This is a genomic window from Streptomyces sp. SBT349 (genome assembly GCF_001083795.1).
In the GTDB taxonomy this organism is placed as follows: domain Bacteria; phylum Actinomycetota; class Actinomycetes; order Streptomycetales; family Streptomycetaceae; genus Streptomyces.
The window spans coordinates 1-13,491 of sequence record NZ_LAVK01000209.1; the positions used below are offsets into that span (position 1 = coordinate 1).

11 protein-coding genes are annotated in these 13,491 nt (G+C 73.6%); 7 read left to right on the forward strand and 4 right to left on the reverse strand.

Features of this window, described 5'->3' with window-relative positions; genetic code table 11:
• A partial coding sequence (locus ADY01_RS22965) for a histidine kinase dimerization/phospho-acceptor domain-containing protein (protein WP_049576964.1) occupies nucleotides 1–1,102 on the reverse strand: 1,102 nt, incomplete at its 3' end.
• A complete protein-coding gene (locus ADY01_RS22970; protein ID WP_049576966.1) occupies nucleotides 1,095–1,763 on the reverse strand; it encodes a response regulator transcription factor in 669 nt (222 codons plus the stop codon). The genes ADY01_RS22970 and ADY01_RS22965, both read right to left, overlap by 8 nt.
• A 126-nt stretch (nucleotides 1,764–1,889) precedes the next feature.
• Between ADY01_RS22970 and ADY01_RS39255 the strand changes: the two genes are divergently transcribed.
• Nucleotides 1,890–2,768 carry a PepSY domain-containing protein gene (locus ADY01_RS39255; RefSeq protein WP_049576968.1) on the forward strand — a complete coding sequence of 293 codons (879 nt, stop codon included), beginning with the start codon at nucleotides 1,890–1,892 and terminating at the stop codon, nucleotides 2,766–2,768.
• Nucleotides 2,769–2,857: 89 nt separating this feature from the next.
• Here ADY01_RS39255 and meaB read toward each other — a convergent pair whose 3' ends face one another.
• Nucleotides 2,858–3,832, reverse strand: a complete 975-nt coding sequence (meaB, locus tag ADY01_RS22980) for a methylmalonyl Co-A mutase-associated GTPase MeaB (RefSeq protein WP_049576970.1) — start codon at nucleotides 3,830–3,832, stop codon at nucleotides 2,858–2,860.
• Nucleotides 3,833–3,836: 4 nt separating this feature from the next.
• Nucleotides 3,837–5,045, reverse strand: a complete 1,209-nt coding sequence (locus ADY01_RS22985; protein ID WP_049576973.1) for an acetyl-CoA C-acetyltransferase — start codon at nucleotides 5,043–5,045, stop codon at nucleotides 3,837–3,839.
• A gap of 156 nt (nucleotides 5,046–5,201) precedes the next feature.
• On the opposite strand from ADY01_RS22985, the gene mce reads away from it, so the two are divergent.
• From mce to ADY01_RS23015, 6 genes are all read left to right on the forward strand, one after another.
• On the forward strand, nucleotides 5,202–5,654 hold the full coding sequence (gene mce, locus ADY01_RS22990; protein ID WP_049576976.1) for a methylmalonyl-CoA epimerase: 453 nt from the start codon (nucleotides 5,202–5,204) through the stop codon (nucleotides 5,652–5,654).
• 118 nt (nucleotides 5,655–5,772) lie between these two features.
• Nucleotides 5,773–9,081 (forward strand): large Ala/Glu-rich protein, encoded by a 3,309-nt coding sequence (locus tag ADY01_RS22995; RefSeq protein ID WP_049576978.1) that lies wholly within the window; start codon nucleotides 5,773–5,775, stop codon nucleotides 9,079–9,081.
• 469 nt (nucleotides 9,082–9,550) lie between these two features.
• Nucleotides 9,551–10,495: a cellulose-binding protein gene (locus ADY01_RS23000; RefSeq protein ID WP_049576981.1), complete on the forward strand. Its 945-nt coding sequence runs from the start codon at nucleotides 9,551–9,553 to the stop codon at nucleotides 10,493–10,495.
• A gap of 101 nt (nucleotides 10,496–10,596) precedes the next feature.
• Entirely contained in the window at nucleotides 10,597–11,505 is a 909-nt protein-coding gene (locus ADY01_RS23005) for an ATP-binding cassette domain-containing protein (RefSeq protein WP_049576983.1), read from the forward strand.
• Nucleotides 11,506–11,508: 3 nt separating this feature from the next.
• The gene (locus ADY01_RS23010; protein ID WP_049576986.1) at nucleotides 11,509–12,276 is read left to right on the forward strand and encodes an ABC transporter permease; all 768 of its coding nucleotides are present in this window, start codon (nucleotides 11,509–11,511) and stop codon (nucleotides 12,274–12,276) included.
• Nucleotides 12,277–12,348: 72 nt separating this feature from the next.
• Nucleotides 12,349–13,491, forward strand: a 1,143-nt coding sequence (locus ADY01_RS23015) for an ATP-binding cassette domain-containing protein (protein WP_078900525.1), incomplete at its 3' end; no start/stop codon positions are given.

The window sequence follows — 13,491 nt, forward strand, 5'->3', positions numbered from 1 at the left end:
CCTCGATCTCCTCGGCGACCAGCGAGGCCAGCCCCACCCTCCCCGGCAGCGGGCGCTCGCCCGCGTCGAGGCGGGCCAGCAGCAACAGGTCGGCGGCGAGCGCCTGGAGCCGGACGGTGTCCTTGACCGCACCCGGCAGGTCGAGCAGCTCCGGGTGGGCCTCGCCGACCTCCAGCTGGGTGCGGAGCGAGGCGATCGGGCTGCGCAGCTCGTGCGAGGCGTCGGCGACGAAGCGGCGCTGCCGCTCGACGGACGCCTCCAGGGCGGCCAGCGTCTCGTTGGTGGTGGTGGCGAGGCGGCCGATCTCGTCCCTGGCCCCGGGCTCGGGGACGCGGCGGGAGAGGTCCTCGGAGTGGGTGATCGCGGCCATCTCCCGGCGGATGCCCTCGACGGGGCGGAACGCGCGCCGGGTCGTCAGCCAGGTGACGCCGCCGACGACCGCCAGCAGCACGGGGACGCCGACGGCCATGGAGGTGCGGACGCTGTCCACGGCCGCCTGCTCGACGCCGACCGGCGAGCCCGCGTAGACGATGGCCTCCACGCCGCGGGCGGTGGTCACCTGGACGACGGCGAAGACGTAGTCCTCCTCGTTCCCGTTGACCGTGGCGGTGCCGTTCACCATGCCGGGCTCGTCGTCGACCTCGCTGGGCAGCAGCCCGTCCTGGCCGGTGTCGTCGTCGCCGTCGTCCCCGCCGCCGTCGTCGTCGCCGCTGTCGTCATCGTCGTCGTCGCCGTCGTCCTCGGAGGCGCGGCCGTCGTCCTCGGAGGCGTGGCGGACCGGCTCGGTCTCCGGTTCTGGCCGCGCCACGACCTGCTCGCTCAGCGTGCCGGTGATCGCCTGGAGCCCCTCGCTGACCGCCAGCGCGTTGCCGTCGTGGTCCACGACCTGCACCGGGCCCATCCCGTCCAGGCGCAGCTCGGAGAACGGGACGTCGGTGGCGAGCTGCCCCGCGACGTCGCGCCCGTCGTTCTCCGCCTGGAGGTTCACCTGCTCGCCCAGGTTCTCCCGGAGGACCGCCAGCATCACCAGGCCCGCCGTCACCAGCGCGACGGCCACGACGAGCGTCGCGCCCAGCGCGGCCCGCGACTTGACGCTAGCCATGGGAGGCCACCAGCCGGTATCCGGCGCCGCGCACGGTGACGATCAGCCCCGGGCCGAGCTTCCGGCGCAGGGCGCTGACGTACACCTCGACGATGTTCGGGTCGCCGTCGTAGGCGAAGTCCCAGCCGTGCTCCAGGATCTCCGCCTTGGAGACCACCTCGCCCGGCCGGGTCGCCAGATATTCGAGCACGGTGAACTCCTTCGCCGTCAGCGCCACTTCTCTTCCGTCCCTGGACACGCGCCGGGTGGCCCGGTCCACCACCAGGCCCCCCACCCGCAGTTCGGGCGAGGCGCCCCGGCCGCCGCGCCGCCGCAGGAGGGCGCGCACGCGGGCGACCAGGACCACGTACGAGAAGGGCTTCGTCAGGTAGTCGTCGGCGCCGGTGTCCAGGCCCTCGGCCTCGTCGTACTCGCCGTCCTTGGCCGTGAGCATCAGGATCGGCGTCTCGTCACCGGCCGCGCGCAACGCGGCGCAGACCCGGTACCCGTTCATGCCGGGCAGCATGATGTCGAGAACGACCAGGTCGTAGGCGCCCTCGGTCGCCCGGTGCAGGCCGTCGGTCCCCGTGTGCACGACATCGACGGCGAAGCCCTCGGCCGTCAACCCCTGGGCCAGCGACCGGGCGAGCCGTTTCTCGTCCTCAACAATCAGCACGCGCATGGAGCAAGCTTGGCAAATCCTTCCTGAAGAAGACTTCAGGGTGCTTCAGCTCCGCTTCAGCAAGGATCGGCGAAGGTCTTCCCTGTCGGGACACGACGAAGCAGGACACCACGGGAGGAACTTCAGATGACGCGCAACCTGATCATCGCGATCGTCGCGGCCGGGGCCGTGATCGGCGGGGGAACGCTGGCGGGTGCCGCGATGAGCTCGGACGACACGACGGAGCAGACGGGCGCCGCCCTCGGCGACCTGAACGTGGCGGACGCCGCGGGCGGGGACGACAGCGGGGCGGGCGACGACGACGGGACGGGCGCGGACGACGGCGCCGGTGGCGCCGGCGGCGGCTCGGCCGCCGAGCAGGCGGTGAGCACGGCCGTGGCCGAGGTCCCCGGCTTGGTCACCGACATCGAGCGCGACGACGACGACGGCGAGCGCCGCGGCTTTGAGGTCGACGTCTTCGGCGAGGACGAGCAGTGGTACCGGATCCGGGTCAGCGAGGACGGCACCCAGGCGCTGGACAGCCGCGCCAGGGCCAACAGCGACGACGACGGGGACGATGACGACGACGATGACGGCGGCAGCCGGGCCGGGGCGAACAGCCTGCTCGCCGCCGACGCCCGGGTCGACGCCGCGGCGGCGATCCGCCTCGCCGAGGACCACACCTCCGCCACCCTGCGCGAGGCCGAGGTCGGCAACGGCCACTGGAAGGTCGAGCTGCGCGGGGACGACGGCACGGAGCACGAGATCCGCGTCAGCCTGACCACCGGCGACATCGTGAGCCAGGAGCAGGACGACGACGGCGACGACCGCGGCGACGACGACGGCCGGGGTGACGACGACGGCCGGGGTGACGACGACGGCGACGACCGGGACGACCGGGACGACCGGGACGACGACAACGGGGACGACGGCAGGGACGACAACGGCGACGACGACCGGGATGACCGGGACGACGACCGCGACGACAACCGTGACGACAACGACGACGACCGCGGCGACGACTGACCGGCCGCGGCCGGCACTCCGCGCCCACCCGCCCCGCCGGGGGCCGGGTGGGCGCGGCGCGTCGGCGGCACCGCCGGCCCGCCCGGGGGTCAGCCCCCGGTGACCGCCGTGACGAGTTCGTCCGCCGCCGCGTAGGGGTCGAGCGCCCCGGCCGCGATCCGTTCCGCCAGTGCCGCGAGGCGCGCGTCACCGCGCACGTCCGCCATCCGCTCGCGAAGCGCCGTCACCGCGATCGTCTCCACCTCGCGAGCGGCCCGCCGCAGGCGCCGGGCCGCCAGTTCGCCGCGCTCCTCCATCCACGCCCGGTGCTTCTCCAGCGCCCCCACGACCTCGTCCAGGCCCTCTCCCCGCGCCGCGACCGTCCTCACGACCGAGGGCCGCCAGTCCCCCGCCGCACGGGCCTCGCCGAGCCCCAGCATGTGGTGCAGCTCGCGGACGGTGGCGTCGGCGCCGTCCCGGTCGGCCTTGTTGACGACGAACACGTCCCCGATCTCCAGGATCCCGGCCTTGGCCGCCTGGACGCCGTCGCCCATCCCCGGCGCGAGCAGCACCACGGTGGTGTCCGCCTGCGCGGCGATCTCCACCTCCGACTGCCCGACGCCCACGGTCTCCACCAGGATCACGTCGCAGCCGGCCGCGTCGAGCACCCGCACCGCCTGCGGCGCCGCCCAGGCCAACCCGCCCAGGTGGCCCCGGGTCGCCATCGACCGGATGTAGACGCCGGGGTCACCGGCGTGCTCGCCCATCCGGATCCGGTCGCCGAGCAGCGCGCCCCCGGAGAACGGGGAGGACGGGTCGACGGCCAGGACCCCGACCCGTTTCCCCGCCCGCCGGTACGCGCCGACCAGCGCCGACGTGGAGGTCGACTTGCCGACACCCGGCGCCCCGGTGAGGCCCACCACGGAGGCGTGCCCGGTGTACGGCGCCAGGGCGGCCATCACCTCGCGCAGCCGCGGCGAGGCGTCCTCCACCAGGGAGATCAACCGCGCCACCGCCCGCGGGTGGCCCTCCCTCGCGCCCGCCACCAGCTCCGGCACCCCGGCCGACCGCCACCGCGTCACCATCGCGTCACCGCCGCGGGACTCGCAGGACCAGCGCGTCGCCCTGCCCGCCGCCGCCGCACAGCGCCGCGGCGCCGGTGCCGCCGCCGCGCCGCCGCAGTTCGAGCGCGAGGTGCAGCGCCAGCCGGGCGCCGGACATACCGATCGGGTGACCCAGCGCGATGGCCCCGCCGTTCACGTTCACCCTTTCGAGGCTGACCCCGAGGTCCTTCGCGGACTGCACGACGACCGCGGCGAACGCCTCGTTGATCTCGATGAGGTCCAGGTCCTCCACCCTCAGCCCGGCCCGGTCCAGGGCCCGGGAGATCGCCCGGGACGGCTGGGAGTGGAGCGAGGAGTCGGGGCCGGCCGCCATGCCGTGGGGGCCGATCTCGGCGAGCCACTCCAGGCCCAGCTCCTCCGCCTTCGCCCGGGACATGACGACCACGGCCGCCGCGCCGTCGGAGATCGGCGACGAGGAGCCCGCGGTGATCGTGCCCGCCCCGTCCACCGGGAACGCGGGGCGCAGCCGCCCGAGGGTCTCCGCCGTGGTGTCGGGGCGGATGCCCTCGTCCTGCGAGACGACCACGGGTTCGCCCTTGCGCTGCGGAATCCGCACCGGGGTGATCTCCGCGTCGAACACCCCGTTCTTCCTGGCCGCGGCGGCGCGCTGGTGCGAGGCGGCGGCGACCGCGTCCTGCTCGGCGCGCGTGATGCCGAGGAGGGTGTTGTGCCGCTCGGTGGACTCGCCCATGGCGATGCCGTCGAACGAGTCGGTCAGCCCGTCGTACGCCATGGAGTCGATCAGCCGCGCCGTGCCGTACTTCGTCCCCTCGCGCGAGGACGGGAGGAGGTGCGGGGCGTTGGTCATGGACTCCTGGCCGCCGGCGACGATCACGTCGCACTCCCCCGCCCTGATCAGCTGGTCGGCCAGGGCGATGGCGTCGAGCCCCGAGAGGCAGACCTTGTTCACGGTCAGGGCCGGGACGGTCATCGGGACGCCGCCCTTCACGGCAGCCTGCCGCGCCGGGATCTGGCCCGCGCCGGCCTGGAGGACCTGGCCCATGATCACGTACTCCACCTGCTCGCCCGTGATCCCGGCGCGTTCGAGCGCCGCCTCGATGGCGAAGCCGCCGAGCTCGGCACCGGAGAACGGCTTCAGCGCGCCGAGCAGCCGCCCCATCGGGGTTCTGGCGCCGGCCACGATCACGGAGCGGTTGCCGTCGGTCGCTGTCATGTGCGTGCTCCTCTTGCTCGATTCCCACTGGATCCTACGCAGGCGGTGAACGGTGGTTCACTTGACGGTACAGAGCGTGACGGCCGGGAGCACCGGCGCGTTCGTGTGACTGTGCGCACGTTGCGCGCTCCCCCTCAAAGACGGTGCACTAGGGGAATGTTGACGCGTATTGATCACATCGGGATCGCCTGCTTCGATCTCGACGCGACGGTGGAGTTCTACCGCGCGACCTACGGATTCGAAGCGTTCCACTCGGAGGTGAACGAGGAGCAGGGCGTCCGCGAGACCATGCTGAGGATCAACGGTACCGACGACGGCGCTGCCTCGTACCTCCAGCTCATCCAGCCGACCCGCGAGGACTCGCCGGTGGGCAAGTGGATGGCGAAGAACGGCGAGGGCGTCCACCACATCGCGTTCGGGACCGCCGACGTCGACGCGGACTCCGAGGCGATCAGGGACAAGGGCGTCCGGGTCCTCTACGAGCAGCCGAGGCGCGGCTCGATGGACTCCCGGATCACCTTCCTGCATCCGAAGGACTGTCACGGAGTGCTCACGGAGCTCGTCACATCCGCCGCACCGGAACCTGTCGGTGACATCGAAGGCCACTGACGTGAGCTGCCCCTGCCGGTAGAGTGGCCGAGCCGGGGCTGCGGGTTCTCCCGCGTCCCGTGTTCGGCCGATCACCGGATCTGCTTTACCACGACCAGGGGACGGATGGGACCGCGCGGTGCCGGGCTACGACGCCTACCAGGCTGAGGACCACCTCTCGCAGTTCGAAGCCGAGATGGAGCGGCTGAAGAAGGAGCGGGAGAAGGCGGTCGACCACGCCGACGACCTCGGCTACCAGGTCGAGGTGTTGCGGGCCAAGCTGCACGAGGTGCGCCGCACGCTTTCGCTGCGCCCGGTCTACGGCGACATGGCCGGCCACGCCGAGCAGATCCTCCGCACCGCCCAGCACCAGGCCGACCAGATGCGCGTCGACGCCGAGGGCGAGCTGCGCGAGGCCCGCGCCAGGTCCCAGCGCGTCATGCAGGAGCAGGCCGAGCAGCGCGCCCGGATGGAGGCGGAGCTGCACGCCGAGGCGGTCGGCCGCCGGCAGCGCCTGGACGAGGAGCTCTCGCAGCGGCGTTCCACCGTCGAGTCGCACGTCAACGAGAACGTCGCCTGGGCCGAGCAGCTGCGGGCGCGCAGCGAGTCCCAGGCCCGGCGGCTGATCGAGGAGACCAGGGCCGAGGCCGAGCGGACCGTCGCCCAGGCCAGGGCCGAGGCGCTGCGGCTGACCGACGAGTCCCGGCAGCGGATGGCGGCCGAGGCGGAGGCGGCCAGGGCCGAGGCCGAGGAGATGGTGCGCCGGGCGCGCGCCGACGCGGAGCGGCTGCTGACCGCCGCGTCCGCGCAGGCGCAGGAGGCGAGCGAGCACGCCGAGCGGCTGCGCAGCTCGACCGCCCAGGAGACGGACACCGGCCGCCGGGAGGCCGCCGCGCTGGTCCGCAAGGCGGAGGAGCGGGCCGCCGAGGCGGCCACCGCGCTGCGGGCCGCCCGCGAGGACGCCGAGCGGCTGGTCGCCGAGGCCACCGCGGAGGCCGAGAAGCGGCGGGCGAGCGCCGAGTCGGAGTACGAGCAGCGCACGGCGACCGCCAAGGCCGAGGTGGCCCGCATGGTCTCCGAGGCCACCCGGGACGCCGAGGGCCGCAGGAGCGAGGCGCAGCACACGCTGGACGAGGCGCGCGCCGAGGCCGAGCGGGTGGCGGCCGAGGCCGCCGAGGAGGCCAGGTCCAAGTCGGCCGAGGAGTACGCGGCCCAGCTCGCCGAGGCGGCCCGCACCGCCGAAGAGGTGCTGAACAAGGCGGCCGAGGAGGCGAAGGCCACCACCAGGGCGGCCACCGAGGAGGCCGAGCGGCTGCGCGCCGAGGCCGAGTCGGAGGCGGACCGGCTGCGGGCCGAGGCGCACGACGTCGCCGAACAGCTCAAGGGCGCCGCGCAGGATGACACCAAGGACTACCGCGCCACGACGGTCCGGCTCCAGGAGGAGGCGCGGCGGCTGCGCAGCGAGGCGGAGCAGCTGCGCGCGGAGGCGACCGAGGAGGGCGAACGGGTCCGCGCCGAGGCGCGCCGGGAGGCCGTCTCGCAGATCGAGCAGGCAGCGGCGAGCGCCGAGGAGCTGCTGACGCAGGCCAAGGCGGACGCCGAGGAGATGCGTTCCTCGGCGACGTCCGAGAGCGAGCGGGTCCGCACCGAGGCGATCGAACGCGCCACCACCCTGCGCAACCAGGCCGAGCAGGCGCTGAAGAAGGCCCGCGTCGAGGCCGAGCAGCAGCGTGCCGAGGCGGGGGCGCACGCCGAGCGGGCGACGCAGGAGGCCGAGGAGACCGCGCGGCGGATGCGCGCGGAGGCCCGCGCGGCGGCGAAGGCGGACCGCGAGGCGGCCACGGCCGAGCTGGAGCGGCTGCGCGACGAGGCCGAGCGGCGCGTCGCCGCGGCCGAGGAGGCGCTGGGCGAGGCGCGGGCCGAGGCCGAGCGGCTGCGCGCCGACGCGAACGCGGAGATCGAGCGGCTGCGCGCCGAGGCGGCCGAGCGGATCAGGGCGCTGACCGAGCAGGCCGAGCAGTCGGCGCAGGAGGTCAGGGAGGAGGCCGCGGGGGACGCGGCCAGGTTCCGGGTCGAGGGCGAGGAGCTCGCGGTCCGGCTGCGCGGCGAGGCGCTCGCCGAGGCGGACCGGCTGCGCCAGGAGGCGCTCTCGGCGGCCGACCGGGTGCGGGCCGACGCGGCGTCGGCCGCCGAGCGGACGGCGGCCGAGGCGGCCGAGGCGCTGGGCGCCGCTCAGGAGGAGGCGGCCCGGCTGCGCGCCGAGGCCGACGCGTTCCTGGCGGACGCGCGCGACGCGGCGCACCGGGAGCGGGCGCAGGCGCGGGGGAAGAGCGACGAGCTGCTGGCCGCCGCGCGGGCCAGGATCGACGACGCGGAGCGCCGGGCCGAGACGCTGGTGGGCGCGGCCGAGCACAAGGCGCAGCAGGTGCGCGACTCGGTCAGCGGGCTGCGCGAGGCGGCCGAGGCGGAGATCGCGACCCACCGCTCGGAGGCGGAGCGCGAGGCGGCCCGGGTGCTGCGGGAGTCCGCGGAGGAGAAGGAGGCCGCGGCGGCCCTCGCCGAACGGACCGTCAAGGAGGCCATCGCCGAGGCGGACCGGGTGCGGGCGGCGGCGGACGCGGCGGCGGAGCGGACGCGTTCGGAGGCCGACGCGGTCCTGGACCGGGCGCGGCGGGAGGCGGCGCGCAAGCGCAGCGACGCGGCGTCGCAGGCGGACGAGCTGCTGGCGAAGGCTCAGGAGGAGGCGCTGCGCATGGCGTCGGCCGCCGAGGAGCAGTCGGACACGATGGTGGCCGCGGCCCGCAAGGAGTCGAACCGGCTCATCGCCGACGCGCAGGAGGCCGGCAGCGAGCTGGTGGAGACCTCACGGGCCGACGCCAACCAGCTGCTTGAGGAGGCCCGTCGGGACGCGGCGGCCATCCGCGAGCGGTCGGAGGAGCTGCGCTCGCGCGTCGAGACCGAGGTCGAGGAGCTGCACGACCGGGCCAGGCGCGAGTCGGCCGAGCAGGCGCGCACCGCGGGCGAGCGGGTCGACAAGCTGATGAAGGCGGCGGAGGAGCAGCGGGCCGAGGCGAACGCGGCGGCCGACACGCTCATGGCGGAGGCCAACTCCGAGGCGAGTAAAGTACGTATCGCCGCGGTGAAGAAGGCGGAGGCGCTGCTCAAGGACGCCGAGCAGCAGCGTTCCGGGGTCCTGCGCGAGGCGCAGCAGGTGCGCGCCGACGCCGAGCGAGAGGCCAAGCGCACGGTGGAGGAGGGCAAGCGTGAGCTGGAGAAGCTTGCCCGCAGGCGCGCGGACATCAACGCCGAGATCTCCCGGGTGCAGGACGTGCTGGAGGCCCTGGAGTCCTTCGAGGCCCCCAAGCCCGGTGGGAAGGGCGGGGCCAATGGGACGGTCACCGCCGGCGCCGGGGGAACCAGGCCCGGCGGCAAGAGGTCGGGCGGCTAGGGTCTGTCCGGCGGATCTTCGTGGATAGCGAGCGGCGTCAGATGCGGTGCATCGCAAGGCACCGGGTCGCCCCTCGTACTTGGTCGTACTGGGGCGATTCGGTAACGCGGCGAGGTGCCGTAGCTGGCGTCGGGAGCCCGCGAGGATTCGCCGGACAGGCCCTAGTCGGGCGGCCGGACCGGGGCTCCGGGGCGAGGCTCCGGGGGGCCGATCACCGCCCAACTCCCGGCTCCCACCGGGCGGCTCGGACTGGGCCATTCGCCTGAACACTCGTTTGAGCGGAAGAGGCGAACATTCTCCACAGAGAAACGTGATCCGCTCGAAGACACGCCGGTTCGCCCCCTAGGATGTGCCTTCCGAGGGCATGGACCCGTCTCCACGAAGACTGAGGAGCTCGACCTCGGAGCGCTGAAACGCCCAGGCCCCCCGACACCAACCCACTCACCCGTCTGAATTCGACAGGAACCCCATGAGCGACACTTCCTCCCCCTTCGGCTTCGAGCTCGTGCGGCGCGGCTACGACCGCGGGCAGGTGGACGACCGCATCTCGAAGCTCGTTGCCGACCGCGACAGCGCACTGGCTCGCATCACCTCTCTGGAGAAGCGGATCGAGGAGCTCCACCTCGAAACGCAGAACGCCCAGGCCGCGGTCACCGATTCCGAGCCGTCCTACGCCGGTCTCGGCGCCCGCGTCGAGAAGATCCTCCGCCTGGCCGAGGAGGAGGCGAAGGACCTGCGCGAGGAGGCCCGGCGGGCCGCCGAGCAGCACCGCGAGCTGGCCGAAGGGGCGGCTCAGCAGGTGCGCAACGACGCCGAGTCCTACGCCGCGGAGCGCAAGGCCAAGGCGGAGGAAGACGGCTCGCGCATCGTCGAGAAGGCCCAGGGCGAGGCCGCGGTGACGCGTGCCGAGGCCGAGAAGGACGCGCAGAACAAGCGCGAGGAGGCGGACGCCCTCTTCGAGGACACCCGCGCCAAGGCGGCCCAGGCCGCGGCCGACTTCGAGACGAACCTCGCCAAGCGGCGGGAGCAGTCCGAGCGCGACCTGGCCTCGCGTCAGGCCAAGGCCGAGAAGCGCCTCGCGGAGATCGAGCACCGCGCCGAGCAGCTGCGCCTTGAGGCCGAGAAGCTGCGCACGGACGCCGAGCGCCGGGCCCGCCAGACGGTGGAGACCGCGCAGCGGCAGTCCGAGGACATCGTCGCCGACGCCAACGCCAAGGCCGACCGGATCCGCAGCGAGTCCGAGCGCGAGCTGGCAGCGCTCACCAACCGCCGCGACAGCATCAACGCCCAGCTGACCAACGTCCGCGAGATGCTGGCCACGCTGACCGGCGCTCAGGTGGCCGCGGCCACGCTCGGCGACGACGACGCCGACGAGGGCCTGTCCAAGGGCGTTCCCGCGCAGCAGTCCCGCTGAGCACGGAGACGACAGGGCGTTCGGGCGCCTCGTCACTCCACCGGCGCAGGGGTCACCGCCTTCACCGGGCGGCGGCCCCCGCGCCGTTTTAGCGTCGGGCCATGATCGAGCTGGCGGGCCTGACCAAGCGGTACGGCCGCACCACGGCCGTGGACCACCTGACGTTCACCGTGCGACCCGGCGTGGTCACCGGCTTCCTCGGGCCGAACGGCGCGGGCAAGTCGACCACCATGCGCATGATCCTGGGGCTCGACCACCCGACCGAGGGCCGGGTCACCATCGACGGGCTCGGGTACGAGCGGCTGCCGGAGCCGCTGACCCGCGTCGGGGCGCTCCTGGAGGCCAAGGCCGTCCACCCGGGCCGCACCGCCCATCACCATCTGCTGTGCCTGGCGCAGAGCAACGGGATCCCCCTCGGGCGCATCGACGAGGTGCTCGACCTGGTCGGCCTCTCGTCGGTGGCGAAGAAGCGGCCCAAGGGGTTCTCGCTGGGAATGGGCCAGCGGCTCGGCATCGCCAGCGCGCTGCTCGGCGACCCGAAGATCCTGATGTTCGACGAGCCGGTGAACGGGCTTGATCCGGAAGGCATCCAGTGGATTCGAAATCTGATGAAACATCTGGCGTCTTCCGGGCGAACCGTGTTTGTCTCCAGCCACTTGATGAGCGAAATGGCCCTGACGGCCGATCATCTGGTGGTCATCGGTCAGGGCAGGCTGCTGGCCGACACCTCGATGGCGCACTTCATCGAGGAGAACGCGCGCACGTTCGTCCGCGTCCGCTCCGCCGAGCCGGAGCGGCTGCGCGACGTGCTGGCCCGCGCCGCTCCCGAGGCCAGGCGGCGGCCGGACGGGAGTCTTGAGGTCGAGGGCCTGCCCGCCGCCAGGATCGGCGAACTGGCCGCGGAGAACGGCCTGGTCCTGCACGAGCTGAGCCCTCAGCGCGCCTCGCTGGAGGAGGCGTTCATGCGCCTCACGCACGGGACCGTCGAGTACCAGGCGCGGGAGGGCTGAGCCGTGGCGCACGGCGGCCGGGTGCTCGCCTCCGAGTGGACCAAGATCAGGTCGGTCCGCTCCACCTCGTGGACGCTGGTCACCGCGGTGGTGGTCACCGTCGCGCTCGGGATGCTCATCAGCGGGCTGATCGGGCACAACTTCGACGACCTCTCGCGCCAGGAGCGCATGACCTTCGACCCCACCCTCATCAGCTTCGCGGGCACCTCGCTCGGGCAGCTCGCGCTGATCGCGTTCGGCATCCTGGTGGTGTCCAACGAGTACAGCACCGGCATGATCCGCGCCTCGCTCACCGCCGTGCCGGTGCGCGGGGTGCTGATGGCCGCCAAGCTGGCCGTCGCCACGGCGCTGGCCCTCGTGGTCGGGATGATCACCAGCTTTCTGGCGTTCTTCCTCGGCCAGGCCATGCTGGGCGAGCACCGCACCGACCTCGGCGAGCCGGGGGTGCTGCGCGCGGTGTTCGGCGGCGGCCTCTACATGGGCCTGATCGCGCTGTTCGCCATGGGCGTCGCCTGGGCGCTGCGCAGCCCGATGCTCTCCTTCGGGGTCCTCATCCCGTTCTTCTTCCTGATCTCCGGCATCCTGGCCAACGTCCCGGCGACGGAGAAGGTCGGCCACTACCTCCCCGACCAGGCCGGCTCCCGGGTGATGGCGGTGGTCGACGACGGCAGCAAGCCCTACGGGCCGTGGGCCGGGCTGCTGATCATGGTCATCTGGGTCGCCGCAGCGCTGATCGCGGGCTACGCGGTGCTGAGAAAGCGCGACGCCTGACACGGCGCCCTGGGCCAGCCGATAGGGTCGGGGGCCATATGGGGACGCGTTGTGGCTGTATTGGGTGACAAGATGATCGAAGCAGTCGGCCTGACCAAGAGCTTCGGCTCGCAAACGGCCGTGTACAACCTGACGTTCGGGGTTCAGCCGGGCAAGGTCACGGGCTTTCTCGGGCCGAACGGCGCGGGCAAGTCGACCACCATGCGCATGATCCTGGGGCTCGACCAGCCGACCGGTGGCCATGTGACGATCGGCGGCTACCTGTACCGGCAGCTGCCCAACGCGCCACGCCAGGTGGGGGCGTTGCTCGATGCCAACGCCAAGCACGGGGGGCGCAGCGCGCGGGCGCACCTGCTCTGCCTGGCGCAGCTCTCCGGCATCCCCGCCCGCCGGGTGGACGAGGTGCTGGGCGTCGTCGGCCTCCAGGACGTGGCGAGGAAGCGCTCGAAGGGCTTCTCGCTCGGCATGGGCCAGCGGCTCGGCATCGCCGCGGCGCTGCTCGGCGACCCGCAGGTGCTCCTCTTCGACGAGCCGGTGAACGGCCTCGACCCCGAGGGCATCCTCTGGGTGCGCAACCTGATGCGCCGGCTGGCGGCCGAGGGCCGGACGGTCTTCGTCTCCAGCCACCTGATGAGCGAGATGGCGCAGACCGCCGACCACCTCATCGTGATCGGCCGCGGGCAGCTGATGGCCGACCTGCCGGTGCGGGACTTCATCGAGCGGAACTCGACGGGCTTCGCGCGGGTCCGCACCCCGGACGGGGCGCCGGACCAGCGGGACGCGCTGGTCAAGGCGGTCACCGCGGCGGGCGGCCAGGCCCACAGGGAACAGGACGGCGCGCTGAAGGTGGTGGGGCTGCCGCTGCCGCGCATCAGCGACCTCGCGCACGAGGCGGGGGCGCGGCTGTGGGAGCTGTCCCCGCACCAGGCGTCGCTGGAGGAGGCGTACATGCGGATGACGCAGGGCGCCGTCGACTTCCGCTCGACGACGGACCAGCGCTCGGGCCTCTTCCAGCCCGCGCCGCCACAGCCCGTACCACCACAGCCCGCGGCGGCCTGGGCGGCGGCTCCGGCGCATGCCCCGGCCCATGCCCCCGCCCATGCCCCGGGCCCGGTGGCGCAGACGCCCCCGTCCCCGCCTGCGCGGCCCGTGGCCACGTGGTCCGCGGGCGCCTGGTACGGGGGCGTCTGCGCCACCGGGCCCGGGGCATGGGCG